We start from the raw sequence: 26,460 nt of genomic DNA on the forward strand, positions 1-26,460 counted from the left end.
GGCGAACGACAAGCACGGATTGCAACCGCTTCGCAACAGGTCTAGCCTCGCCGCCAGCTACGCTTGTCAACCCACCAGAAAACGTTCCAACACAGTCAGGAGAACAGCCATGACGGCCAATCGCCCGGGTCACCTGTCCCCACTGCTCAAGCAGGCCACCGACGTCTACGCCGAGCGAGGCGAGGGCTGCTATCTGTTCGATACCGAAGGTCGCCGTTACATCGATTTCACCTCCGGGATCGGCGTGACCAGCACCGGCCATTGTCATCCCAAGGTCGTGGCCGCCGCCCAGGCGCAGGTCGGCAAACTGATCCACGGTCAGTACACCACGATCATGCACAAGCCGATCCAGGATCTTTCGGCGCGTCTGGCCGAGAAGATGCCGGGCGACATCGATACCATGTTCTACGCCAGCGCCGGCACCGAGGCCGCCGAAGGCGCGATGCGCCTGATGCGCCATGCCACCGGCCGCCCGAACATCGTGGTATTCCATGGCGGTTTTCATGGTCGCACCATGGGCGCCGCCTCGATGACTACCTCCGGCACGGCTTATACCGCCGGCCTGCAGCCGATCATGGGCGGCGTGGTGGTGGCACCGTTCCCCAATGCCTTCCGCTATGGCTGGTCGGAAGACGAGGCGACCGATTTCTGCCTGCGTGAACTGGATCATATCTTCGACACGATCAGCTCGCCGAAGGACACGGCTGGCTTCCTGATCGAACCGATCCAGGGCGAGGGCGGTTTCGTGCCGGCCAACACCCGCTTCATGCAGGGGCTGCGCGAGCGCGCGGATCATCACGGTCTGGTGCTCGGCGTGGACGAAGTCCAGGCGGGCTATGGCCGCACCGGCAAGTTCTGGTCGCACAGCCACTTCGATGTGCAGCCGGATATCGTGATGACCGCCAAGGGACTGGCCTCGGGCTTCCCGTTGTCCGGCTTCGGCGCCTCGCGTGCGCTGATGGAAAAAGGCTGGCCCGGCTCGCAGGGCGGGACGTACGGCGGCAATGCCGTGGCCTGCGCGGCGGCGCTGGCGACCCTGGATGTGATCGAAGAGGAAGGCCTGGTCGAGAACGCGGCCGAGCAGGGCGCGCATCTCAAGCAGCGCCTGGAATCGCTGGCGGCCGATCACGCGTGCATCGCCGATGTGCGCGGCAAGGGCTTCATGATCGGTTGCGAGATCCACAAGGACGGCGAGCCCGACGGCAGCCGCGCCGATCATATCGTCAAGGCCTGCGAGGCCTCGGGGCTGCTGCTGCTGCGCTGTGGTCCGCGCAAGCAGGTGATCCGCTGGCTGCCGCCGCTGGTCGCCAAGCGCGATCAGATCGACGAGGCGCTGGATATCTTCGCCAAGGCGCTCGACGCCACCGCCTGATCGCCTGATCGGGCGGGACAGGCCGTCGATCGCGCCCCGCGGTCGGCGGCTTTTTTTTACCGGTGGACGCCGCACTTGACCCGCGGCGGATCGCCGGGTACAGCAGGAGCCGTGTATGCGCGCACGAGTCCACGAATTCTGGGAGCTGGCCCGCTCCAGTTTCTGGTTCCTGCCCTCGCTGATGATGCTGGCCGGGCTGATCCTGTTCGCGATTACGCTGACGATCGACGAACTGCATCCGGCCGGCGGCGTGCTGCACGCCCTGTTCTATTCCGGCGGCACGACCAGCGCCACCAATCTGCTACAGACGCTCACCGGCGCGATGGTGGCGATCGCGACGGTGGTGTTCTCGACCATGATGGTCGTGCTCACGCTGGCCACCAGCCAGTTCGGTCATCGTCTGATCCGCAGTTTCATGCGCGACCGGGCCAATCAGGCCGTGCTGGGTATCTTCCTGGCCACGTTCGTCTACTGCATGCTCGTCTTTCACATGGTCGGCAACGATCCGGAGAACCGGTTCGTGCCGGACGTGTCGCTGAGCGTGGGCTTCGTGCTGGCGCTGTTCGCGACCTGCACGCTGATCTATTTCACTCACCACATGGCCCAGCTGTTCGCTGCGCCGGAGGTGCTGGAGACGGTAGGGGTGGAATTCGACCAGGCCATCGACCGCATGTATCCGGACCACGCGGGCGACGACGGCACGCCGGCGCCCGAACTCGGTCATGGCACGCAGGATCTGATCGCGCCCGACGGCGGGTATGTGCAGGCGATCGGGGTCGAGGCGCTGCTCGAGATCGCGCAGCGCCACGACATCGTGATCGAATCGCGCGTGAGCTACGGCGATTACGTGTTGCCCGGCGGCGTGCTGGCTCGCCTGCACGGTGCCGGGCTCGACCCGGATACGGCCGGTCATGCCGCCCGCGAATACGTGCTCGGGCGCAGCCGCATGACCGATCACGATCTGTTGTTCGCGGTGAACCAGATGGCCGAGATCGGGGTGCGGGCGCTTTCCCCGGCGCTCAACAATCCGTTCACGGCACTGGATTGCGTCAATCGCATCGGCCGGTCGCTGGCAGTATTGATCGCGCGGCCCATGCCCACCGAGGTGGTGACCGATCCGGACGGCGAGATGCGGCTGGTCATCCGTGTGCCGAATTTTCACGACCTGCTCGATGCGGCGTTCATGCCCATTCGCAACTATGGCCGGACCAGCGTCATCACCATGCGGGAAGTGCTCCGCGTGATCGAGAAGCTGGCGCCGTTGACCCGGCGCGACTTCGAGCGCCGCGCCTTGGCCCGCCATGCCGAAACCATACTCGAGGCCGCCGGCCACGGTTTGTCGGAAAGCACCGACATCGAACGTATCCGCGATTGCTTCTACGATACCCGGCGCGCGTTGGCCAAGGTCGGCAGTATCCTGCCCGAGGAGCCGAGTCCTTACTAGGGTCTGTTGCCGTTGCGTCCGCGTCCGCGCCAATCGCGAACCTAGTCGTGGGTCGAATCATTCGCGGCGCCATTGTTTATTGAACGGCGCGGGCCGCGTAATCAGCGCGATCTTGTGCCGGGATGCAGCGTCTGAATGCCGCGATCTCGGTCGTGCGCGATTGTTTGATGACCGACGGGACGGCATCATGGGCCGCTGGAGTCTGGGGTCCCGGCGCTCGCATGTTTCGCCATGACGGCCTCAGGCGTGATATCCACGGATAAATCGCCACAAGGTAGAACGCCCATGGACCCATACCGAGCGCTGTGTTCGCGAGCTGGCCGCATGCCGGCCTTTCTCGCTTGCGCCCTGATCTGTCTGTTCGCGCTCGCGCCGCTGTCTCAGGCCGATGCCGCCGCGCCGCAGAGCCAGAATGCCGCCAAGAGTGACGCGAATCAGTCGGTGTCGCTGGACCAGCTGGCCAATCTGCTGGAGAACGACAAGACGCGCAAGCAGCTGATCAAGGAGCTGAGACAGGCCGCCAAGGCCGAGTCGGGTGCCAAGGGCAGCGCGTCCGGGCCAGCCGCCACGGGTCGGAAACAGCCGGTATCGAAGCAGAGCGCCTCGTTTGCCCGTCGCTTCGCACAGATCACTTCGTCCTGGTCGGAGACCATCAGCGCCCATATCGTCGGCGCCTGGAACACGGTGGTGGCGCTGGCGCACAAGGGCAATGGCAAGCACAGTGCAGGCGTGTTCAATGCGGGCGTCTTCTTCGGCGCGCTGCTGATATTCGCCGAGGTAGTCGCGGCCACCATCGTGGCGTTTCTGTTGCTACGCCTGGTGGCCACGGTGCTGTTCTCCGGGATCAGTCGCTTTGCCACCGCCGGGGCCAAAGGTCGCGGGCTCTTGCGCCGGGCGGCGGGCGTCCTGGTCGGCATCGCCGTTGATACGGCTGTCGTGCTGGCCGCCGGCAGCGCCGGCTATTTCGTCGGCCTGTACGCCGTCGGTGACCATGGCAGCATGGGCACGCGGGAATCGTTGTTCATCAACGCCTTCGTGCTGGTGGAGTTGATCAAGGTCGCGATTCGGGCATTGTTCGCCGAACGCTACGATAGCCTGCGACTGATCAAGGTCGACGCCGACGTGGCCCGCTGGTGGAGCCTGCGGCTACGCTGGTTCGTCGGTGTGGTCGGTTACGGGCTGCTCGTGGCCGTGCCTGTTGTCAATGCCCAGCTGTCGCTGTTCATGGGGGCGGTGTTGACTTTTCTCATCATGGGGGCTGCCTATGTGTATGCGCTCAAGGTCATCTTCGCCAATCGCCGTCTGCTCACCGAACGCCTGATTCACAAGGCAGAGAGTGCCTCCATCGGTTTTTTCGCGGTGCTTTATCGACTGTTCGCCCGGCTTTGGGTCTTGCTCGCAGTCGTGTATTTTTCCGTGCTGTTTTTCGCCAGCCAGGCCGATCCGGCCGGCGCATTGCCGTTCATGCTTTCGGCCACCGCTCAGAGCCTGGTCGCCGCCGGGGTCGGCTTCGGCCTGTCGGGGCTGTTATCCCGCGCCATCGGCCATCGCATCACCTTTCCCGAGTCGCTGCATGACAAGTTGCCGTTGCTGGAGGCGCGGGTGAACTCCTACGTGCCGGCGGCGCTCAAGGCCGTGCGGGTGGTCATTCTCTTGATCTTCGCGGCGGTGGTCGCGAATGCCTGGCATGTGTTCGACCTCAATACCTGGCTGACCTCCACTGCCGGCCTGACGACGATTTCGGTGACATTCAAGGTGGCCGTGATACTGGTCGCTGCGGCCCTGTTCTGGCTCGTCGCCGCCAGCGTGATCGAGCATCGTCTGAGCCCGAACACCGGCGGCGGGGCGCCGAGCGCGCGCCAGCAAACCCTGCTGGTGCTGTTCCGCAATGCACTGGCGATACTGATCGCGACCTTTACCATCATGATCACGCTGTCGCAGATCGGTGTGAACATCGGGCCGTTGATCGCCGGTGCCGGCGTGTTCGGCCTGGCCATCGGCTTCGGTGCGCAGAAGCTGGTGCAGGACATCATCACCGGCGTATTCATCCAGTTGGAAAACGCCATGAACACGGGCGACGTAGTCAGCGTGGGCGGAGTCACCGGTACCGCCGAACGCCTGACCATCCGCTCGGTGTCGATTCGGGACATCGACGGCGCCTACCACATCGTGCCGTTCTCCTCGGCGAGCGTGGTGTCGAACTTCATGCGTGACTGGGCATACTTCCGCACCGAGTATGGCATCGCCTATCGCGAGGATATCGACAACGCGATCTACTACCTGCGCGAGGCGTTCGAGGATCTGAAGTCCGACCCGAACGTGGGGCCGAACATCCTCGAGGACATGACCGTGCCGGGGGTGACCGCGCTGGCCGACAGTGCCGTCAACATCCGGATCATGATCAAGACCAAGCCCGGTACGCAGTGGGGCGTGGGCCGCGCGTTCAACCGCCTGGTCAAGATCCACTTCGACCGGGCCGGCATCGAGATCCCGTTCCCGCATCAGACGCTCTGGTTCGGCGAGGATCGCCAGGGGCAGGCACCGGCGGCGAATATCCGGGTATTGGAAGCCGATGCCGATATCGATGCCGACGACCCGAACGACCGGCCCAAGCGGCGGCGGCGCGGCGACGACGCGGCCCCGGAGGAAACCGGCGACGCGCCGTCCTGATCCGGGCATAGTCGTTGTCGTGCTGCCAAACCCGCGGCCGGTTGCCGGTCGCGGGTTTTTCGCGTCCGGCGGTCGCGAAGCCGCGCGCGGGCGGCGACTGGTCAAGGACTGCTCAGTCCGCTGCAATGCGCGTGGAGACGGCGATTGCGGCGTTTACCACAGAGTTATACACAGGCTTGTCCAGCGCGTCTGTGAAAAAGCGCGCCGGCTCAGCGCCTTGCACCGGGGCATGCACGTTCCTGCGACAAGCCGTTCCGATCGCGGTCGCCGGCCGCGGTGTGGGGCACCGCCAGCGCTCGCGCCCGGGGCGATGGCGATCTGGTCAGGATTTGATCAAACCGTTCGCAGCCCCCGTATCGCAGGCGTTCCCGGCGTTTGTCACCGAGCTGTCCACAGGCTTGTTCAGGCCCCGTGTGCAAAACCCCGGGGGGCAGCCCGGGCGGGGTGCGATGTCTCATTTTGCCGTGCGTCGATTGCTGCCTGCGCGCTGGTCATAAAATGTTCATTCCGCTCCGGGCTTCGTTGCACGGTGGCTGGGATGCTTCTCCCCGATGTTATCCACAGGCTTATCCCCGGGCGATGTTGAAAACCCGGGCGCGGGCAGATTGCAGCGCAAGAGAACGGTCATGGGCGCATGTTAATATTGTCGGTTTTCCACGGTCATAGGCACGGTAGGTAGGCATGACAGCAGCGGGCGAGCGGAAACTTCTCTGGATCGACGGCGCATACGTCGAAGCCGAATCGGGCGAATTCTTCGAAACGGTGAATCCCGCGACCGGCGAGTCGCTGGCGCAGGTGGCGAAGGCTGGCGCGGCGGATATCGATGCCGCCGTGGCCGCGGCACGCGCCGCCCTCGGCCCCTGGAAGGCCATGAGTGGTGTCGAGCGGGGGCGGATTCTGCATCGGTTGTCGGTCCTGCTGCGCGAGCACCGCGACGAACTGGCGCGGCTGGAGATGCTGGACGGCGGCAAGCCGATCGCCGAGACGCCGGAAGCCGACGTCGATTCGGGCGCCGATTGCCTCGAATACTTCGCCGGTCAGGCCAGCTCGATTCAGGGCGAATATCAGGAAGTCGACGGCGGCTTCTTCTATACCCGGCCCGAGCCGCTCGGCGTGGTTGGCGCGATCGGCGCCTGGAATTATCCGTTGCAGATTGCCTGCTGGAAGTCGGCGCCGGCGCTGGCGGCCGGCAACACGCTGGTGTTCAAGCCGTCCGAACTGACGCCGCTTTCGGCGCTGCGTCTGGCCGAGCTGGCCAAGGAAGCGGGGCTGCCGGACGGCGTGCTGAACATCGTGCAGGGCTTCGGTGATGCCGGCCAGGCGATGTCCAACCACCGCGGCATCGACAAGATCTCGCTCACCGGCGGTGCGGACACGGGCAAGAAGGTGATGGCGGATGCCGCCGGTACGCTCAAGACCGTGTCGCTGGAACTCGGCGGCAAGTCGCCGCTGGTGATCTTCGACGACGCCGATCTCGACAATGCCGTGTCCGGGGCGCTGCTGGCCAACTTCTTCACCCAGGGCGAGATCTGCACCAACGGCACACGCGTATTCGTGCACGAATCGGTGCGCGAGGCGTTCCTTGACAAGCTCGTCGCCCGGGTGAAAAAACTCAGGATCGGCAATCCGGCCGATGCCGAGACCGACGTCGGCCCGATGATCAGCCCCGAACACGGCCGGATCGTGCTCGACTATATCGAGGCCGGCAAGGCCGGCGGCGCGAAGCTGGTGATCGGCGGCGAACAGGTCGCGGTGGACGGCTGCGAATACGGCGTGTTCATCCAGCCGACCGTGTTCGACGCCTGCAGCGATGACATGAAGATCGTCACCGAAGAAATCTTCGGTCCGGTGATGTCCGTGCTGTCGTTCACCGACGAGGCCGAGGTGATCGAGCGCGCCAACCACACCGAGTTCGGTCTGGCGGCCGGATTGTTCACGCGTGATCTCGAGCGCGCCCACCGGGTGATCGGCGAGCTGGAAGCCGGTATCTGCTGGATCAACCACTACAACATCACGCCGATCGAGATGCCGTTCGGCGGCATCAAGGGCTCGGGCATCGGCAAGGAAAACAGCCGGCGTGCGCTTGAGCACTACACACGGATCAAGAGTGTGTTCGTTGCCCGCGGTGCGGTGGAAGCGCCCTACTAACGCGTACGGTTGCGCCGGGGCGTGGTTCGGCCATGGCCCCGCGATCGCGCGGGGTCGTCGATGGCGACGCGCCCCGGCGAGGGCTGCGACGATTACGTCGCGATCTGACGCGAATCATCGATACGCCCGGTTCAAACGAGGTTTCTAGCGCATGAGCAACCCGAAGAAGAAATACGACTACGTGATCATCGGTGCCGGCTCGGCCGGTGCCGTGATGGCCAACCGGCTTTCCGAAGACAAGGATGTCTCGGTGCTGTTGGTCGAGGCCGGCCCGATGGATCGCTCCATCTACATCCACATGCCGTCGGCGTTCGCCTATCCCATGAACGGCGATACCTACAGCTGGAATTATCACACCGAAGCCGATCCCCACATGGACAACCGCGTCATGCATTGCCCGCGCGGGCGGGTGCTGGGCGGGTCGTCCTCGATCAACGGCATGGCGTATGTGCGCGGCAACGCGCTCGACTTCGAGGGCTGGGCCAACGACTTTGGCCTGGAGGACTGGCGCTACAAGGATGTGCTCGGCTATTTCCGCAAGGCCGAGGATTTCGATCAGGGCGAAAACGACTATCACGGCGCCGGCGGCCCGCTGCACGTCACCACCGGCCCGGGCCGCAACCCGCTGTACCACGCCTTCATCGAGTCGGGCATGGCGGCGGGTTATCCCTACACCCAAGACATGAACGGCTTCCAGCAGGAAGGCGTGGGCCCGATGTTCATGACCACCAAGGACGGCGTGCGCTGGTCCACCGCCAACGCCTATCTGCGCGGCGGGGTGATGCGGCGTTCGAACCTGACGGTGATGACGCGTACGTATACGCGCAAGATCCTGATGGACGGCAAGAAGGCGGTCGGCATCGAGGTCGATCATCTCGGCACGCGCTCCAGGGTCGAGGCCGAGCGCGAAGTGCTGCTGTGTGCGGGCGCGATCAATTCGCCGCAGATCCTCATGCTCTCGGGCATCGGCCCGGTGGATCAGTTGCGGGCGCACGGCATCACGCCGGTGCACGAGAATCCGAACGTGGGCCAGAATCTGCAGGATCATCTGGAAGTCTACGTTCAGTACGAGTGCAAGGAACCGATCACGCTGTATTCGGCGCAGAGCGCGACGGCCATGGGCAGGATCGGTGCCCAGTGGCTGCTCACGCGCAAGGGCCTGGGCGCGACCAACCATTTCGAATCCGGCGGCTTCATCCGCAGCGAGCCGGGCGTCGAATATCCGAACATCCAGTATCACTTCCTGCCGATGGCCGTGTCCTACGACGGCAGTGCCAAGGCGACCAGCCATGGTTTCCAGGCCCACGTCGGGCCGATGCGGCCGGAGTCGCGCGGCGAGGTCACGCTGGCCTCGTCGTTCTACAAGGCCGCGCCGAAGATCGTGTTCAACTACATGGCCACCGAGCGCGATCGGCGCGAAATGCGCGATTCGATCCGCCTGACCCGCGAGATCATCGAGCAGAAGCCGTTCGACCGTTATCGCGGCAAGGAGCTCGGCCCGGGCCCCGAGGTGCAGTCCGACGACGAGATCGATGCCTGGGTGCGCCGGATGGGCGAGTCCGCCTACCACCCGTCGGGGACCTGTGCCATGGGCCATCACGACGAAGCTGTGGTCGACGGTGAGGGCCGGGTGCATGGCGTTGAATCGCTGCGTGTGGTCGATGCCTCGATCATGCCGCGCATCACCACCGGCAATCTCAATGCGCCGACCATCATGATCGCCGAGAAGATCGCCGACGCGGTGCGCGGCCGCACGCCGATCGTCGAGGACAAGGCCTGGTATCGGCCCGAGAACTGGCAGCACAGTCAACGCTGAGCCGCGGCCCGGCTCAGCCGCCGGTGGGCCAGATCATCGGCACGAGCACCACGGTGAGCGCGCCGATGATCGCGGTCAGCGGCAGGCCGAGACGGACGAAGTCGATGAAGCGGTAGCCGCCCGGACCGTACACCATCAGGTTGGTCTGGTAGCCGATTGGCGTGAGGAAACTCGCCGAGGCGCCGATCACCACCGTGATCACATACGGCATGACGTTCTCGCCCGCGCCGTGGGCGAGCGATACGGCCACCGGAAACACGATCACGGCGGCGGCGTTGTTGGTAATCACGGCGCTGATGACCACCGTGGTGATGAACAGGGCGGCCAGCGTTTCGTGGGTGCCCTGGCCGGCCAGGTGGGTCAGGGCCTGCGCGAGGTCGGCGGCGAGCCCGGTGTTCTGCACTGCCTCGCCCATGCCGATGGCCGCGGCGATCGCCACCAGCAGCGGCCAGTCGATCGCACGCCGCGCGGCTTCCGCCGTGCTGCAACGCGAGGCCAGCACCGCGCCGGCGCCGAGTAACGAGGCCTCCAGAATATCGATCAGCCCGAACGCCACGCTGAGCACGATGGCCGCGAGCACGGCGATCGCGGTATAGGCCTTGTGGTGCTGGGGCGGTTGCGAGTTCTCGATCTGGCTGACCAGGAAGAAATCGCGCGAATGGCGTTGCTGGGCCACGAAGGCGGGCCGGGCTTCGAGCAATAACGTATCGCCGGGGCGGAGCACGATGTCGCCGATCTTGGCCCGGACCCGCTCGCCGTCGCGGGCCACGGCCAGCACCACCGCGTTATAGCGCGTACGGAAACCGCCGGCGCGGATGCTCGAGCCGATGAGCGGGCAGCTCGGCGATACCACGGCTTCGATCAGCACGCGGGCGCGGCGCGGGCTGTCCAGCTTGAAGATCTGCTCGGTGGCCGGCATCAGCCCGCGGATGCGCTGCAGTTCGACCACCGAATCCACGATGCCGACGAACACCAGCCGGTCGTGCGCCGCCAGCGGCTGGCGCGGCGAGACCGCCGGCAGCAGCGCGCCGTCGCGCTCGATCTCGGCCAGGAACATGCCGGGCAGGTGGCGCAGACCGGCCTGTTCGATGGTCTGGCCCGGCAACGGACCGTCGGCGGCCACGATCATCTCCACGCTGTATTCGCGCGGATTGTCGAGCTGGGCGGCCGGTGTGCGGCGGTCGGGGATCAGCCAGCGACTGGCGCCGATGATCAGCGCCAGACCGGCGAGCGCGATCGGCAGGCCGATCCAGGCCAGTTCGAACATGCCCAGGCCGTGGCCGGTCTGGCGGATCAGTAGTGCATTCACCACCAGGTTGGTACTGGTGCCGATCAGCGTGCAGGTGCCGCCGAGAATCGCCGCAAAGCTCAGCGGCATGAGCAGTTGCGATACCGGCAACTGGTACTTGCGGGCCCAGTCGCCGATCACCGGAATCAGCGCGGCCACCACCGGGGTGTTGTTGAGAAATGCGCTCATCAGCGTGGTCGGCAGCATGACCTGGGCCTGGGCATGGCGGATCGAACGCGGGCGGCCGAGCAGGCGGCCGATGAGTAATTCGGTGGCCCCGGTATCGCGCAGCCCGGCCACCACAATGTACAACGCGGCAATGGTCACGACCCCGGGGTTGGAAAAACCCGACAAGGCGTGGGCCGGGGAGACGATGCCGAACACCAGCAGCACCACCAGGCCGGCCATGAGCACCAGATCGGCGCCGAGCGAACTGAGGGCGAGCGTGACCAGAACGGCGGTCAGCACCACGAGCGTGATCAGGGCATGGATCGACATCGAAACGGAGGCTGGCGGGCGACGTACGGCATTGTACGGTCCGGCCATAGTCGGCGGCGCCGGCTGTCGCAACGATGAACCGGGGCGTTGATTGTTGTGCTGGGCCGGGTGGCCAAGCCGGGCAGAGAGGTTATCCTAGGCACCCCATTCATTGCCGCCCGCATCCGACGCCATGACCGATCGCGAAAAACGCCCGCTCTACATCCCCTACGCCGGCCCGACGCTGCTCGAAATGCCGCTTCTGAACAAGGGCAGCGCCTTCTCGGCCGATGAGCGGGTCGACTTCAACCTGATCGGTCTGCTGCCGCAGAACGTCGAATCCATCGAGGAACAGGTCGAGCGCGCCTACAAGCAGTACAAGGCCTGCGACACGGCGCTGGACAAGCATATCTACCTGCGCGGCATTCAGGATGACAACGAGACCATGTTCTTCCGTCTGCTGGAGGAGCATCTCGAGGAGATGATGCCGATCATCTACACGCCGACCGTCGGCGAGGCCTGCGAGCAGTTCTCCGAGATCTATCGCAATCACCGCGGGCTGTTCATTTCCTACCCCGATCGCCATCGCATGGACGACATGCTGCGCAGTGCCACCAAGGACAACGTGCGCGTGATCGTGGTCACGGATGGCGAGCGCATTCTGGGTCTGGGCGATCAGGGCATCGGCGGCATGGGGATTCCGATCGGCAAGCTGTCGCTGTACACCGCCTGTGGGGGTGTGTCGCCGGCCTATACGCTGCCGGTGGTGCTGGATGTGGGCACCAACAACCAGCAGTTGCTGGACGATCCGATGTACATGGGCTGGCGCCACGAACGGATTTCCGGCGAGGCCTACGCCGAGTTCGTGGATCTGTTCGTTCAGGCGGTCAAGCGGCGCTGGCCGAAAATCCTGCTGCAGTTCGAGGATTTCGCCCAGACCAACGCGAACCCGCTGCTCAAGCGCTATCGCGATGAAATCTGCTGCTTCAACGACGATATCCAGGGCACCGCGGCGATCTGCGTCGGCTCGCTGCTGGCCGCCTGCAAGGCGAAAAAGGAAAAGGTCTCCGACCAGCGCATCGTGTTCGTCGGCGCCGGTTCGGCCGGCTGCGGCATCGCCGAGCAGATCATCGTGGCCATGGTCGACGAGGGGCTGTCGGACGCCGAGGCGCGCCAGCGTATTTTCATGATCGACAAGTCGGGCCTGCTGACCGACGACATGGACAGTCTCTACGACTTCCAGCGGAAACTGGCCCAGAACAAGGCCGATCTGTCGGACTGGTCGGGCGATCTCGGCGACGAGGCCTTGATGACGACGGTGGAGAACGCCGAGCCGACCGTGCTTATCGGCGTGTCCGGTCAGCGCGGCCTGTTCTCCGAGAAGGTCATCAAGCAGATGCACAGCCAGTGCAAGCATCCGTTCGTGATGCCGCTGTCGAACCCGACCTCGCGCGTGGAAGCCACCCCGGAAGAAATCCTGACCTGGACCGACGGCGATGCGCTGGTCGCCACCGGCAGCCCCTTCGACGACGTCGAGATCAACGGCCGCACGATTCCCATCGCCCAGTGCAACAACGCCTATATCTTCCCCGGCGTGGGGCTCGGCGTGATCGCGGCCAATGCCTGGAAGGTGACCGACGAAATGCTGATGGCCGCCTCGCGCGCGCTGGCCGAGAACTCGCCGCTGGCCCACTCGGACACCGGGGCCCTGTTGCCGGCGCTGTCCGATGTGCGTGATCTGTCCAAGGCGATCGCATTTGCCGTCGCCAAGCAGGCACAGAAGGATGGCGTGGCCCTGTCGTCTTCCGACGAGGCGATCCGGGCGTCGGTGGAGCGCAACTTCTGGTTCCCGCGCTATCGGCGTTATCGGCGGGCGGCGTTCTAGCGCGTGGTGCAACAGGTCATGGGGACTTTGCCTTTCTCTGAAAGCATTTATCCGCAGATCAACGCAGATCAACGCAGATTTACGCAGATTTACGCAGATATTAAAGAACGTTTTTCGTTCTTGCGCGGCTCACGTTCATTATTAACCCGGCACAAAAATAGATGATTTTTCGGGTTAATAGCGCGAGCATGCTCGCCGCGGCCATTGGCCGCGAAGCCTTCAAAAATAAAAGACGGACAGGCGCCGGCTTTTATTTTTGAAGGCGTTGAAAACAGCGGATCAAGTCAGCTGTTTTGATGCCGGATTAATAGCGTAGACGTTGGGCGCATCGTGATTCGCGAAACATGCATCGGGCGCCCGCCGAGGCCCGATCAGCGGTCGTGGCGCTTGCGGCGGATATAGAGCTGCTTGCGCACGCGAGCGATCACCGCGCCGTCGGCGGTGGTGATGTCATTTTCTTACCAGCGCAGGAACTTTTCACCGTCTTCGGTGGCGACGATGGCTTCGGCGCGCAGGGCGTCGTCGAACACGAATGTCGCCTGTACCGTTTCCCGCCCGGGGGCGGCGAAAGGCGGCCAGACGTTCATGAGATGTTTGAGTACGCGGGCGGCATACCGGCTCTTGCACGGGCGATGGCGCGGTCTCAGCATGAATCGCGATATTCGACAAGACTTCTTTTCGTTTTTGTCGGTTTTTCGTCAGCGCCTTACGATGCGGTAGACGGCGTCGCGCGCGTCGGTCAGGCCACGGCCGCGCAGGTGATCGTTCTCGGGCAGGCCGCGCCGTTCGGCCAGCAGGTCGACATGGGCATAGCGGCCGTAGAGTTCGCCGACGTCCTCGTCGTCCACGTTGAAGGGCGGCCCGTCCATGATCGCCGGGTCGTAGCCGAAGGTGATCAGCAGGCCGGTGGCGCCACGACGCAGCCCCGACATCAGATGATCGACGTAGGCGCGGCGCATGCCCTCCGGCAGGGCAATCAGGGCGGCGCGATCGTAGAAGCCCTCGAAACGCGCCAGGTCCGCGCGCGGCAGGTCGAAGAAATCACCCACGCGAATCTCGATGCGATCGCCGATGAAGCAGTCGAAGACGCCGCTGCGTTCGCGCCGCCAACCCAGGCCTGCTTCCTCGAAGAACTCGCGGGCGGCGATGGCGCTGAACTCGATGCCGGTGACCCGATGCCCCTGTTCGGCGAGCCAGAGCATGTCCTGGGACTTGCCGCACAAGGGCACGAGTACGCGGCTGGTCTCCACCAGCGACAATTGCGGCCAGTGTTCGCGCAGCAAGGGATGGCCGTCCGGCTGATGGAATCCGATCTGTTTTTTTTCCCAGCGTTCCAGCCAGAAGTCCTGCTTCATCGGTTCGGCCCGTCGAGTTCGGGGTAGTGGCGGAATATGCCGTCCTCGTTGAAGTCGATGCAACGCTCACTATCGAGATAAGCGGCGATGCCCCGTCGCCGGGCGACCCGGCGCGTGAGTTCGTCGAGTGCCGGTGTTTCGTTCGCCGACAGGGCGTTCGGAAAGGCATGGCGTAAGCCACGCATGACCTGGAACAGCGACAGATCGAGCGTGGTGCAGCGCCGGCCGATGGCCCATTCGTCGCTGTCCGGGTTGTCGGTCAGCATGCGCTCGAAATAATCGAGAAACTTCGGCAGCCGGTCGCTGATGAACACGGCACTGCGTCGGGCCGCGGCCTCTTTCTGCTCATCGTAGTACAGACTCGGGCCAAGCGGATGATGGGTATCGTGAATCTCGCCGACGAAGTCGGTCAGCGTGAGCTGCATCTGATGCATGCGCCGGAAATCGCGCTCGTCGCCGGGCGCGAGTTCGAGCGGGCGGCTGATCCAGGCCAGGATATGCGCCACATGCGAGACCGATTCGTATTCGTCGGCCAGAATCGGCGGCGCGAAATGCGCGCCGTTGTGGATCATCTGTGCGACGGCCGTCGCCCCCTGGTCGCGGCCCACATCGACGTATTCGGCGCCCGCATCCTCGAGCGCCAGACGCACGAATTCGCCACGACCGGGAATGCTCGGCCAGTAATAGAGCCTGTAGCTCATGGTTGGTACCGCTGCGAGTTATCCTGCTATCGCAGCAAAGGGATCGGCCCGCGTCAATGCGCGATGATGCGGTGGGGCGATTCAGAACAGCGCCGTCTGGCGCACGGCTTCATGATCCGCGACGAATCCGGACAGGCCCACGCCCACCAGCCGATAGCGTTCGCTCGGGCCACGCTCGACCCGGTCGCGCAGGGCGCAGGCGATGGCCGTGAGTTCGGCGGCGCTGCGGGGCGGGGCGACCGGCGTGTAGCTGCGCGTCAGGATCTGGAAGTCCGAAGTCTTGAGTTTGAGTACGACGGTGCAGGCCACGCGCTCGGCCTTGCGTTGATAACTGGCCCAGGTCTTGTCGGCCATGCGCTGGATATGCGGCGCCAGTTCCGATAGCAGAAGATCCTCGCGCAGCGTGTCCTCGGCCGAAATCTGCACCGCCTCGCGATGGGCTTTCACCGGGCGCTCGTCGATGCCCTCGGCCAGCTCGGACAAGCGCTGGCCCCAACGCCCGAAGCGCTCGACGAGCACCGCCGCACCCGCCGCCCGCAGATCGCCCGCGGTCGCGATATTCATTTCGGCAAGCTTGGCGCGCATCACGCGGCCCACGCCCGGAATCTTGCCGACCGCCAGATCGACCAGAAAGCGTTCGATCTGATGCGGTTTGATCACGAACTGGCCATCGGGCTTGCGCCAGTCGGAGGCGATCTTGGCCAGGAACTTGTTCGGCGCGATGCCGGCCGAAGCCGTCAGCCCGGTTTCCTCGCGGATCGCCGCCCGGATCGCGCGCGCCGTATCGGTGGCCGAGGGCGAGGGGATCAGCGGCTCGCTGACATCGAGATAGGCCTCGTCCAGCGACAGCGGTTCGACATGCGGCGTATAGCGAAAGAAGATCTCGCGGATCTGGGCCGAAACGGCCTTGTAGCGCGCGAAATCCGGCGGCACGAACACCGCTTCGGGGCATAGTTTGGCCGCGCGCAACGCCGGCATCGCCGAATGAATGCCGAACGGTCGGGCCTCGTAGCTCGCGGCGGTGACGACCGAACGCGGGCTGCGCTGGGCGACCACCACCGGTTTGCCGCGCAGCTCGGGGTGGTCGCGCTGTTCGACCGACGCATAGAACGCGTCCATGTCGACGTGCACGATCTTGCGTACGGTATTTGAACCTGGGGTACTCATGCCGGCATATATGCCGCCACGAACGGCTCGGTGCAACCGGCGCCGGCGATTTTCCGGAGCGCGGCCCGCGTGGTGCTATGCCGTGGCGACCACCTGGTTGCGATTATTGAGCTTGCCGCGATACAGCCGGGCATCCGCGCGTTCGAGCAGCGTATCCAGGCTTTCATCACGATCGCGCGCGGCCACGCCGAGGGTTGCCGTGACTTCGATCGGTGCCATGTCGAATGCGCCGTGGGATGACTCGATCGCACAACGGATGCGCTCGGCGATGTCTCGGGCTTGTTCGAGCCCGCGATCGGGCAGCAGGACCACGAACTCCTCACCGCCGAGGCGGCCGATGGTGTCCTGGGCCTCGGTTTGCGCATCGATGCAGCGTGCGACGCGGCGCAGTACATCGTCGCCCGCCTGATGGCCGTGGCTATCGTTGATGCGCTTGAAATGATCCAGATCGAGCAGGATCAAGGCGAGTGGCGCGGACTCGCCGTCCGCCGTCCGCGTGTGGTGGTCGAAGCGCATGTTGACGCCGGTGCGATTGAACACGCCCGTCAGGGAATCCCGAAGCGCTGAAGTGCGCAGCCGCTCTTCGGCGTCCGAGCGGACGACTTCATATACATGGGCCAGGCCGGCGACGGATACGAAGCAGACCACGAGGTTGATTGCCGCCGTATCCCAGTCGATGGCGGTGGCTTCGAGCTTGAACAGCGAAGCGACCACGGCGAGCGTGAAAAAGCCCAGGGTGACAGCGAACCCCTGCCGCTGGCCGAGCAGGATGTACGACACCATCGGCACCACGAGCATCCAGACGTAGATCGAATCGTCGAGCGGTACGGTGATATAGCCGTACAGGATAACCGCGCTGAGCGGAATGACATAGGCCAGTGCGTAGTGGCCGGGGTCACTCCGGTTGCGGTTTGCCTTGAGCAATATCAGGGCATAGATCGCCAGACCGAGCTCGATCACGGCCAGCGCCCAGTGGTGATGGGCGAGGTTCAATGCCGTGAATAAAAGTGAGCCCGCGGTCGTGATCCACAGCAGGAGGCGGAGCACGGCCGCGCGATGCGCGGAATGGCCGGGGACGCCGATGGTTTCGTCGAGCGAGCGGCCGATCGGCACCCCGGAGACGGTATGGTTTCGGTTCGGGGTGTTGCGCACTATCGATCCAGTCCGACCCCGCCTTCCCGGTCCCTCGCGATTCCGGTCGTCGTGAATCGCTGCCGCGCGGGATGCCTGCGAGTTTACCGGAACGCGCGTGTCCGGTGCCGGCAAGCCCCATGCGTGGAAGCGGCCGGCGGCTGCCCGGGCAAGGGCGCTGACGGGCATTCCGGAGACGGGGATGTCGGGCAATCGCCCGGCATGCCGATCATGATCGCCGCTCCGGCCAACCGCCGCCCCGGGCATGGCATCAATGCATCATGCAATGCCTGGCATCGCCTGCTGCGGGAAAGTGCGTCGGCCGGATGCACCTCGCATCAACGAAACCGATTGCCGGGCCGGGGTCAGCGCAGAGTACCCACCAGGTCGAGCGGCCGATCGAGCGCGGCCAGCAGGGCCCGATCGCGGGTGTAGATATCGGGCTTGAAGGCGAGCTGGCCGTTTTCGCCGACGTCGACCGTCCAGTAGTGAACGATCACCGGTACCGGCCGGGGCAAGGTGACGCGGGTGGTCTTGCCCGAGCCCACGACGCGCTCGATGTCGTCGGCGCGCCAGCGCTGGTCGTCGGCGAGCAAAAGCCGGGCGAACTCGAGCGCATTCTGCACTCGTATGCAGCCGTGACTGAAAGCACGGCGGGTGCGGCCGAACAGGGCCTGGGCCGGCGTGTCGTGCAGATAGACGGCATACGGGTTGGCGAAGCGAAACACCACGCGGCCGAGCGCGTCGTCCGGCCCGGCAGCCTGTCGCAGAACGATCGAGGGCGGATGCCACCAGTCGATCGCCGCCGGGTCCAGCGGCGTGCCGGACGGCGACAGAACGCGCAGATGTTCGCGTGCGAGATAGCCCGGGTCGTGCCGAATCCGCGGCAGCATTTCGCGTCGGGTGATCGATGCCGGCACCGTCCAGGTCGGGTTGAACGTCAGCCGGGTGATTTGCGAACGCAGCGACGGGGTGCGGCGATAGGGCCGGCCCACGACAATGCGGGTACGCCAGATCCGGCCATCGGGACGATAGTAACTGAGCTGATAACCCGCGATATCGACCAGCACGAAAGACCTGGGCAGGTCATGCAGCAGCAGCCGCGCGCGTTCGAGATTGACGCGAATCTGGTCGATGCGTGCATCGACCCCGACATTCAATGCCGAACGTGTCTGCGCGCCGACAACCGCATCGGCCGTCAGATAATGGTTGGCCTGAAACCGGCGCATCGCCCCGGCCAGGATCGCGTCGTAACGATCGGGCCGGGCCGATGCGGCCACCGGTTCGCCAATGGCCGCCAGCCGACGACGAAGCGCCGCCACGGCAGGATCGACATCACCCGGATGCAGGACAGTCGAGTCCGCCGGCAGTTGTGGCCAGCCGCCACGGCTTTTGATATCACGATAACGTGCCAGTGCCGCCCGCAGCCGCTGGTAAGTGGCATGGGCCGGGCGCGCGCGGGCAAACGTCTGTTCGAAGTCCAGCGCGTCCACGGCCTGCGACAATAACCTCATGTCGGGACGGTAGCGTTCGACCGGCAGACCCCAGCTGGGGCCGAGCAGTGCCGGGTCGACCTTGCCACGGTTCAGGTCGTCGAGCACGCTCAGATACAGTCGGGTCGCGTTCAGATCGAAGCGTGCGCGGGTTACGGCTGTCGCGCGGTTCGATGCATCGGCCCGACGATAAGCGGCGACGAGTCGATCGGCGCCGTAATCGCGCGGCGCCAGACCGTCGTCGACCAGTGTATACAGTGCCGCCACGAAGGCGGGCACCGTTGCCGGCCCGTCCCAGGCCGGGCGAAAATCGCGCGCGGCATAAAAATTCCGGACCTGTGCCATGCCGGCATCGGCGGGCGAGCGCTCGGCCGTCACATGGGGCAGCATGGCCTGCAGTTGCGCGGCGATCGCCGGCTCAGTCACGGCCTGCGCCCAGGCCGTGCCCTGCGGCGCCCACAGCAGCAGGGCAAGGCCGAAAGCCGTCAGATCGCGCCGGATCGCCACGCGGAATTGCCTCAAATGCTTGTCGCCGATCATCATTTCGCCATAATGGCCGCTTGTGCCGCGGCACGGATTGATCGGGATCAAGGTCTCTGCCGCGTGTGCCAACACGGGATCCAATGCCGATGCTGATCAAGCTGCTGTCGCGTCTTGCCTGGTTTTTTACTCCAAATGCGGCCGGCCGGTGGCGACCGGCCCGGATGCTCGGCCGGGTGCTGATCGGCTGGGCAGCCTGCGCCGGCCTGGCCCACGCCGGCAGTCTGACCGCCATGCTCGAACGTCTGGCCCCGGGCGCCAATCCGCGTGTGCTGGCGTTGGCGGCCTCGGCCATGACCTGTGCCGAGCACCACGGCCAGCCTGACGCGGATCGGTTGGCCGTGATCGATTATTCGCTGCCGTCAACCCGGCGCCGCCTGTGGGTGTTCGATCTATCGCAGCCGCAGCTGCTGTTCAAGGAATGGGTCGCGCATGGCCGGGCCACCGGCGCCAACGAGGCCGAGCATTTCTCCAACGTCCCGGACAGCCACGAGTCCAGCCTGGGTCTGTTCCGCACGCTGCACAGTTACCAGGGGCACGATGGCTACGCACTGCGCCTGAAAGGTCTGGAACCCGGCATCAACAATAACGCCTACAGCCGCGCGATCGTCATCCACGGCGCGCCATACGCCACGCCTGCCTTCATCCATCGCGTCGGACGGCTGGGGCGCAGCCTGGGCTGTCCGGCCGTTCGGCCGGCCGTGGTCAAGCCGCTGATCAACAGTCTCAAGAATGGGCAGTATGTGTTTGCGTATTACCCCAAGCCGTCGTGGATCAAGCATTCGCGATATCTGCACTGCGATGGCGCCCCGGCACCCACACTGGTTGCCAGTACGCCCTGAGTCTGGAAGCCGGCGTCGGCGGCTTCCGGGGCGGCGACCGGGCAGACGTGCTTCGAATGCGGGAATTCGAGCCGGTGACGTTCAGCGTGCGTAAGCTATCCTGCGTACGCTGGTCGTGAATCGAGTCCATGTTCCACGAACTTTGGCCCGCTTGCGTGACATGACAGACCAAGCCATTGAATACCGCCTGCGACAGCAATCCCTGATCTCCGAGTTCGGCCTGTATGCGTTGAAGAACCGCGACTTCGCGGCCCTGGCGAATGAGGCCTCGCGTCTGGCCGCGGAAGGCGTGCATTCGCGCCTGGCGAAGGTTCTGCTCTACCAGCCGGCCGAGAACCATTTTCTCGTATATGCCGGCGTGGGCTGGCATGAAGGGGTGGTCGGCCATGCCACGATCGGCGGCGGGCTCGACTCGCCCGCGGGGTACGCCCTGCATACGGGCCGGCCGGTCATCGCCAACCACCTGTTGGGCGAGCAACGCTTTCGTACGCCCCGGGTGCTGGCGGATCACGGGGTCGACAAGGCGATCAACGTCATCATCCAGGGTAATGGCGAGCCGTTCGGCGTGCTTGAGGCCGACACGTCGGTGCGCAACCGTGTGTTCGATGAGGACGACGCGGCGTTCCTGCAATCGCTTGCCAACGTTCTGGCTTCCGCCCACGAGCGCGCACAGACCGAGCAGGCGCTCGAGCGCGCCGTGCACGACAAGGATGTGTTGCTGCGCGAAAAGGAAACGTTGCTCGACGAGCTCAATCATCGGGTCAAGAACAACCTGCAGGTCGTGAGCAACCTGTTGTCGATCGAAACCGCCCGCCTCGAAGACTCGCTCGCCCAGCAACGTTTTCGCGCGGTGCGTAACCGTGTGACGACGCTCGGTCGCCTGCATCAGCATCTGTACCAGTCCGGCCAGGCGCGTGACGTCGAGTTTGGCAAGTACCTCCGGGAACTGTGCGACAACCTCAACCAGTTCTATAAGAACGAGCATTCGGATGTCTGCATCGAGGCCGATATCGAATCCGCCCATGCCCATCTCGACCGGGCTATCCCGCTCGCCCTGATCGTCAATGAACTGATCGCCAACAGTGCCAAGCATGCCTTTCCGCAAGGGCAGTCGGGCACCGTGCAGGTCAGGCTCCGGCGCGAAGGGGGCTATCTCACCATCACCGTGGCCGACAACGGCCGGGGTATGCCGCCTACGGTGACGGCGCAGGGCAACGGGCATGAATTGATCGCCCTGCTCGGCGAGCGCATCGACGCCGAATTACAGACCTACACCGACGATGGCATGATCGTCACGGTCCGCGTTCCCGAACAGGCATTGCGAGCCGTGGACGAAGGCGGCCGCTGATACGCGAACGCCTTGTCCGGTGTCCGGATGGCCGGGGGGGGGGGCGCCGGGGATCATATCCGTATGCGGGGTTGCCTTGAGTACGGCACAAGCCGGCATGAGCGGGTTTTCCATGCCGGGGCGGTACCGTATGAAACGGCAACAGGCCCCTGATATGGATTGCGATGCAATCCATATGGTCTAGATACGCGGTCCGCCGCGCCGGTTCTTGATGCGCCGTAGCAGCAGCGTGCAGTCGATCGACTGCACCCCCTCACGGGCGAAGAAGTGTTCGCGTACGAAGGCGTCGAGATCCGCTTCGGTGTGGGTGAGCGTGTGAATGTGCAGGCTGCGCATGTCGCTCATCAAGTACAGACTGACCACCTCCGAAAGCGGCGCCAACTCGGCGCATAACGTCTCGACCAGCGTGGGCGCCACTTTCGCGTCCAGGAACGCCGAGATTCCCACCCCGACCTTTTCCGGATTCACCACTGCTGTGAACTGCTCGATCACGCCGCGTGCCTGAAGGCTGGCGGTACGGTCGCGCGCGTGCGCACGCGAGATCGCCAGCCGTCGGCCGATCTCGGCAAAGGAAAGACGGCCGTCCTCGATCAACAGGCCGAGAATGCGCCGGTCCAGATCGTCCATGGGTCACCTCGAAGTCGCACTGAAAGGGGGCGGGCGCTTTTTCGATGCGTTTTTGACAAACGATGAAGCACACGTCCCATCGTCATGCAGTTTCCCTGCCATCCGGTGATCGGTACCGCACAAACGCGAGCGGTGGCCGTCAATCGGCTCCGATTGTCATTTCGCCTTCCGGCGGCACGGCACCAACCGGGTGCATCCCGGTGCGCGGCATTTGTCCGCATCCGAACCGAAAGTTCTTTTTTTAATCATAAAAAACAGAAAGTTATCTTGTTTTCTCGGCATGGCACGTACCTTGCTCCTGGCGCCTGGTGGATAGCGATTCCTTTTTTGACATTGCAATCGGGACAACGGAGATAAGCGATGACTATCAAGCGGCGTGATTTTCTAAAGACTGGGGCCGGTGCGCTGGCCGGGGCGGCATCCGCGCCGATGATTGCGAGTGCGGCCGAAAAAAAGACATTCCACTGGCGGATGACCAGCGCGTACGGTCCGGGGGCGCCGTTCTACAGCACCGGCCCGGGCAGCGCGACAGACTTCTGCAAACGCGTGGAAGCCGCATCCAACGGGCGTCTCAAAATCGATTTCTATGCCGCCAAGTCGCTGGTGCCGGCTTTCGGCGGATTCGACGCCGTGCGTTCCGGCACTGTGCACATGAACTGGGGCAATTCGTATTTCTGGTCCGGCAAAGTATTTGCGGCCCAGTATTTTGCCGCCGTGCCGTTCGGCATGGGCACGCTCGGCGTCAATGCCTGGCTGTATAACGGCGGCGGCATCGAGCTTTGGGACGAGATCTATTCGGATTTCGGGCTGAAGGCATTACCGTGCGGTAATACCGGCATGCAGATGACCGGCTGGTTCAAGAAGCCGATCGAGAACGTGGACAGCTTCAAGGGGCTGCGCATGCGTATTCCCGGCCTGGCCGCCAAGGTCTATGAGCAGCTGGGCGTCAGCGTCAAGCTGCTGCCCGGCAGCTCCATCTTCCCGGCGCTCAATCGTGGCGTGATCGATGCCGCGGAATTCGTTGGCCCTTATCTCGACCGACAGCTCGGGCTGCAGAACGCGGCCCAGTACTACTACACCCCGGGCTGGCACGAGCCGGGCACCGTGACCGAGCTGCTGATCGGCAAGCAGGCCTGGGAAAGTCTGCCGCCCGATCTGCAGGCCGTGGTCAAAAACTGTGCGGCGGCCTGCAATGAGATCAGCTTCGCCTGGTGCAACGCCAACAATCCGGATGCGCTACGCGATCTCGTCGACAAGGACGGCGTGAAGGTCAAGCAGCTGCCGGACGGCGTGCTCGAACATCTGCGTACCGCCAGCAACGACATCCTCAGCGATTACGTCAGGAAGGATCCGCAGGTCGCGAAGGTCAACAAGTCGTACTTCGACTTCAAGAAGAAAGCCGACGCCTGGTTGAATATCAGCGAGAAGATGGTGCTCGACAAGAACCTTTGATGCACATGTCGATCCACTTCTTCCTGCGGTCGATCGGCCGCCTCGCCGACGGCATCGACGGGGGCATCCACTGGATGGGCCGCGTTTGTGCGTGGCTTACCCTCGTGCTGGTGCTGCTGGTGGCCGGCGATGTGCTGGCCCGTTACATCTGGCACATCGGCTCGGTTGCCGAGCAGCAGCTCGAATGGCATCTGCTGGCGGTGATTGCCATGCTCAGCGCGCCGTTCACCCTGCAGCAGGATGAGCACGTCCGGGTCGACATCTTCTACCAGGGTTTTTCCGAGCGCGCCCGTCGCTGGATCAACATCCTGGTGTGCTTCCTGATCGTCGTTCCAACCTCGGTGTTTATCGCCTATGTCTCGATGAGATTCGTCACCATGGCCTATCAAATGGGCGAGGGCTCGGCCACGCCCGGCGGCCTGCCCGACCGTTTTCTGCTCAAGGCGTTCGTCCCGCTGGGTTTCGCTCTGATCGCGCTGGAAGGCATGGCGCTCGGGATTCGTGCGCTCATCCCCCGTCAGCAGGCCGCCCATGGGCGTTGAATATCTGGCGCTGGTCATGGTCGGTGCGCTGTTCGCGCTGCTGCTGGTGGGCATCCCCGTGCCCTTTGCGTTGACCGCGGCCGGCCTCGTGTTCGGTGTCGCGGGCGCAGGGGAGTCGCTGTTCAACCTGTTGCCCCTGCGTATCTACGGCGTGGTCACCAACTACACACTGCTGGCGATTCCGCTGTTCGTGTTCATGGGGGTAATGCTGGAAAAGTCCCGGCTCGCCGAGCGCATGCTGGAAGTCATCGGCCATCTGTCGGGCAGCCGGCCGGGGGGCATGGCGCTGGCCATTATCGTGTTCGGCGTCGTGATGGGGGCTTCGACCGGCATCGTGGCCGCCACGGTGGTCACGGTCGGGCTGATCAGCCTGCCCACACTGCTCGCGCGTGGCTACGACAAGGGCATCACCTGCGGCACGATTTGCGCGTCGGGCACGCTGGGCCAGATCATCCCGCCGAGCCTGGTGCTGATCATCCTGTCCGATATCTCCGGTGTCTCGGTGGGCACTTTGTTCGCCGGGGCGTTGATCCCGAGCCTGATGCTCGCGGGGCTGTATCTGGTGTATCTCACCGTTGTGGCGATAAGGCAACCGCAGCGCATGCCGCCGATCGATGCCGACGAGCGAGCCGGGATGAGTGCCAGCCGTCTGGCGATCGATCTCGTCAAGGTGGTATTGCCGCCGGTGGCGCTGATTATCCTGGTGCTCGGGTCGATCATCGGCGGCGTGGCCGCGCCGACCGAGGCGGCCTCGATGGGGGCGCTGGGATCGATCGTGCTTGTGCTCTGTTCCGGCCGGCTGAGCTATCAGGTGATGCGCGAGACGGTACTGTCCACCTTCAAGATCACCGGCATGACCCTGTTCGTTCTGATCGCGGCCCAGGTGTTCAGCCTGGCCTTTCGCGGTCTGGGCGGTGATGTGCTGGTCGATCAGCTGTTCGCGCTGCTGCCCGGCGGCGTTTGGGGCGGCATCGCCTTCATGGGCCTACTGATTTTTGTACTCGGCTTCTTTCTCGATTGGATCGAGATCTCGTACATCGTGCTGCCGCTGTTCCTGCCGTATTTCACCCAGTCCGGCGTGAATCTGGCCTGGCTTTGCATCCTGGTGGCGATGATCCTGCAAACCTCTTTTCTGACGCCGCCATTCGGCTGGTCGCTGTTTTATCTGCGTGGTGTGGCGCCGCCGGAAATCACCACGCGGGATATATACCGGGGCGTGATGCCCTTCATCGGCATTCAGGTCGTGGCCGTGATCGCGCTGTGCGTGTTTCCGGCGCTCGCGATCTGGCTGCCGCACGCCATCGGCTGGTAGCCGGTCATGATTCACGCAATGGACATCCACGGCCTGCTCTGGCTGGCCGCATTGGCCGGTGCGCTGCTCGCGACCGGCCTGGTGGCTGGCCTGATGGCCGGGTTACTCGGTGTCGGCGGCGGTATCGTGATCGTGCCGGTGCTCTACAACCTGTTCGCATGGCTCGGCATCGATAGCGGTGTCCGCATGCACGTGGCCGTGGCGACCTCGCTGGCGACCATCATTCCCACCTCGATCGTGTCGGCGCGCGCGCATTATCAGCACGGCAGTCTCGACCCCGGGCTGCTTCGCTCGCTGGCACCCGGCGTGGTGGCCGGCGTGTTCGTGGGTACCGCTCTGGCGGGGTGGGTCAGCGGCGCGGTGCTCACCGGCGTGTTCGCCGTGGTGGCGTTGATCGTGGCTCGGAACATGGCGTTGCGCGTCTCCAGCGCCGCCTTGGCCGAGGGCTTGCCCGGCAAGCCGGCGCGGTGGGCGCTCGGCGCCGTGATCGGTGGGTTTTCCAGCCTGATGGGTATCGGCGGCGGGACCTTGAGTGTGCCGCTGCTGAGTTTGTTCGATGTTCCCATGCGCCGGGCGGTGGGCACCGCCGCCGCCATCGGGTTGATCATCAGCGTGCCGGGCGCGCTGGGCATGGTCATCAGCGGGCTCGGCGCGCCCCACCGGCCGCCGGGCAGCCTCGGCTACGTCAATCTGATCGGCTTTGCGCTGATCGTGCCCGTCACGGTGCTCATGGCCCCGGTCGGCGCGCGATTGGCGCATAGTGTGAACCCATTGCGGCTACGTCAGGTGTTCGCGCTATTCCTCCTGCTCACGTCTTTGCGTATGTTTGTGGACTTGTTTGGTGGCTGAT

At 64.5% G+C, this 26,460-nt stretch carries 20 protein-coding genes; 12 read left to right on the forward strand and 8 right to left on the reverse strand.

Annotation, left to right across the window (positions count from 1 at the left end):
- Window positions 1-109 precede the first annotated feature (109 nt).
- The 5 genes from ACS8YF_RS08305 to betA all read left to right on the forward strand — a co-directional run bounded on the left by ACS8YF_RS08305 (window position 110) and on the right by betA (window position 9,450).
- The gene (locus tag ACS8YF_RS08305) at window positions 110-1,372 is read left to right on the forward strand and encodes an aspartate aminotransferase family protein (RefSeq protein ID WP_440849750.1); all 1,263 of its coding nucleotides are present in this window, start codon (window positions 110-112) and stop codon (window positions 1,370-1,372) included.
- A 115-nt stretch (window positions 1,373-1,487) separates the two neighbouring features.
- Window positions 1,488-2,816 (forward strand): DUF2254 domain-containing protein, encoded by a 1,329-nt coding sequence (locus ACS8YF_RS08310; protein WP_440849751.1) that lies wholly within the window; start codon window positions 1,488-1,490, stop codon window positions 2,814-2,816.
- A 285-nt stretch (window positions 2,817-3,101) separates the two neighbouring features.
- Window positions 3,102-5,486 (forward strand): mechanosensitive ion channel domain-containing protein, encoded by a 2,385-nt coding sequence (locus ACS8YF_RS08315; RefSeq protein ID WP_440849752.1) that lies wholly within the window; start codon window positions 3,102-3,104, stop codon window positions 5,484-5,486.
- Between the two features lie 681 nt (window positions 5,487-6,167).
- The gene (gene betB / locus ACS8YF_RS08320) at window positions 6,168-7,634 is read left to right on the forward strand and encodes a betaine-aldehyde dehydrogenase (protein ID WP_440849753.1); all 1,467 of its coding nucleotides are present in this window, start codon (window positions 6,168-6,170) and stop codon (window positions 7,632-7,634) included.
- A 151-nt stretch (window positions 7,635-7,785) separates the two neighbouring features.
- Complete coding sequence (gene betA, locus ACS8YF_RS08325) at window positions 7,786-9,450, forward strand: choline dehydrogenase (protein ID WP_440849754.1); 1,665 nt, start codon at window positions 7,786-7,788, stop codon at window positions 9,448-9,450.
- A 13-nt stretch (window positions 9,451-9,463) separates the two neighbouring features.
- On the opposite strand, the gene ACS8YF_RS08330 is transcribed toward betA, so the two are convergent.
- On the reverse strand, window positions 9,464-11,236 hold the full coding sequence (locus ACS8YF_RS08330; protein ID WP_440849755.1) for an SLC13 family permease: 1,773 nt from the start codon (window positions 11,234-11,236) through the stop codon (window positions 9,464-9,466).
- A 172-nt stretch (window positions 11,237-11,408) separates the two neighbouring features.
- Between ACS8YF_RS08330 and ACS8YF_RS08335 the strand changes: the two genes are divergently transcribed.
- Window positions 11,409-13,100 carry an NAD-dependent malic enzyme gene (locus tag ACS8YF_RS08335; RefSeq protein WP_440849756.1) on the forward strand — a complete coding sequence of 564 codons (1,692 nt, stop codon included), beginning with the start codon at window positions 11,409-11,411 and terminating at the stop codon, window positions 13,098-13,100.
- Between the two features lie 458 nt (window positions 13,101-13,558).
- Here ACS8YF_RS08335 and ACS8YF_RS08340 read toward each other — a convergent pair whose 3' ends face one another.
- The 6 genes from ACS8YF_RS08340 to ACS8YF_RS08365 all read right to left on the reverse strand — a co-directional run bounded on the left by ACS8YF_RS08340 (window position 13,559) and on the right by ACS8YF_RS08365 (window position 19,559).
- A complete protein-coding gene (locus ACS8YF_RS08340; RefSeq protein WP_440849757.1) occupies window positions 13,559-13,750 on the reverse strand; it encodes a hypothetical protein in 192 nt (63 codons plus the stop codon).
- A gap of 48 nt (window positions 13,751-13,798) precedes the next feature.
- Window positions 13,799-14,455: a thiopurine S-methyltransferase gene (gene tmpT / locus ACS8YF_RS08345; RefSeq protein ID WP_440849758.1), complete on the reverse strand. Its 657-nt coding sequence runs from the start codon at window positions 14,453-14,455 to the stop codon at window positions 13,799-13,801.
- Window positions 14,452-15,156, reverse strand: coding sequence for a glutathione S-transferase (locus ACS8YF_RS08350; protein WP_440849759.1), 705 nt, complete (start codon window positions 15,154-15,156; stop codon window positions 14,452-14,454). Before ACS8YF_RS08350 ends, tmpT begins: the two co-directional genes overlap by 4 nt.
- A gap of 81 nt (window positions 15,157-15,237) precedes the next feature.
- On the reverse strand, window positions 15,238-16,323 hold the full coding sequence (dinB, locus tag ACS8YF_RS08355) for a DNA polymerase IV (protein ID WP_440849760.1): 1,086 nt from the start codon (window positions 16,321-16,323) through the stop codon (window positions 15,238-15,240).
- A gap of 75 nt (window positions 16,324-16,398) precedes the next feature.
- The gene (locus ACS8YF_RS08360; RefSeq protein ID WP_440849761.1) at window positions 16,399-17,475 is read right to left on the reverse strand and encodes a GGDEF domain-containing protein; all 1,077 of its coding nucleotides are present in this window, start codon (window positions 17,473-17,475) and stop codon (window positions 16,399-16,401) included.
- A gap of 344 nt (window positions 17,476-17,819) precedes the next feature.
- Window positions 17,820-19,559 (reverse strand): L,D-transpeptidase family protein, encoded by a 1,740-nt coding sequence (locus tag ACS8YF_RS08365; protein WP_440849762.1) that lies wholly within the window; start codon window positions 19,557-19,559, stop codon window positions 17,820-17,822.
- A 92-nt stretch (window positions 19,560-19,651) separates the two neighbouring features.
- Here ACS8YF_RS08365 and ACS8YF_RS08370 point away from each other — a divergent pair, with 92 nt between their 5' ends.
- Together ACS8YF_RS08370 and ACS8YF_RS08375 are read left to right on the forward strand one after the other, a co-directional pair.
- Window positions 19,652-20,329 carry a murein L,D-transpeptidase catalytic domain family protein gene (locus ACS8YF_RS08370; protein WP_440849805.1) on the forward strand — a complete coding sequence of 226 codons (678 nt, stop codon included), beginning with the start codon at window positions 19,652-19,654 and terminating at the stop codon, window positions 20,327-20,329.
- A gap of 160 nt (window positions 20,330-20,489) precedes the next feature.
- Window positions 20,490-21,677, forward strand: a complete 1,188-nt coding sequence (locus ACS8YF_RS08375; protein ID WP_440849763.1) for a sensor histidine kinase — start codon at window positions 20,490-20,492, stop codon at window positions 21,675-21,677.
- A 180-nt stretch (window positions 21,678-21,857) separates the two neighbouring features.
- Here ACS8YF_RS08375 and ACS8YF_RS08380 read toward each other — a convergent pair whose 3' ends face one another.
- Entirely contained in the window at window positions 21,858-22,304 is a 447-nt protein-coding gene (locus tag ACS8YF_RS08380; RefSeq protein ID WP_440849764.1) for an Lrp/AsnC family transcriptional regulator, read from the reverse strand.
- Between the two features lie 360 nt (window positions 22,305-22,664).
- On the opposite strand from ACS8YF_RS08380, the gene ACS8YF_RS08385 reads away from it, so the two are divergent.
- The 4 genes from ACS8YF_RS08385 to ACS8YF_RS08400 are packed head-to-tail and all read left to right on the forward strand — an operon-like array spanning window position 22,665 to window position 26,459.
- Window positions 22,665-23,756, forward strand: a complete 1,092-nt coding sequence (locus ACS8YF_RS08385; RefSeq protein ID WP_440849765.1) for a TRAP transporter substrate-binding protein — start codon at window positions 22,665-22,667, stop codon at window positions 23,754-23,756.
- The gene (locus tag ACS8YF_RS08390; protein ID WP_440849766.1) at window positions 23,756-24,298 is read left to right on the forward strand and encodes a TRAP transporter small permease subunit; all 543 of its coding nucleotides are present in this window, start codon (window positions 23,756-23,758) and stop codon (window positions 24,296-24,298) included. Before ACS8YF_RS08385 ends, ACS8YF_RS08390 begins: the two co-directional genes overlap by 1 nt.
- Window positions 24,288-25,610 (forward strand): TRAP transporter large permease, encoded by a 1,323-nt coding sequence (locus ACS8YF_RS08395; RefSeq protein WP_440849767.1) that lies wholly within the window; start codon window positions 24,288-24,290, stop codon window positions 25,608-25,610. The genes ACS8YF_RS08390 and ACS8YF_RS08395 overlap by 11 nt, the downstream gene beginning before the upstream one ends.
- A 6-nt stretch (window positions 25,611-25,616) precedes the next feature.
- Window positions 25,617-26,459 (forward strand): sulfite exporter TauE/SafE family protein, encoded by an 843-nt coding sequence (locus ACS8YF_RS08400; protein WP_440849768.1) that lies wholly within the window; start codon window positions 25,617-25,619, stop codon window positions 26,457-26,459.
- Window position 26,460: the final 1 nt, after the last annotated feature.

The organism is Salinisphaera sp. SWV1 (assembly GCF_052044155.1).
Classification (GTDB): Bacteria; Pseudomonadota; Gammaproteobacteria; order Nevskiales; family Salinisphaeraceae; genus Salinisphaera.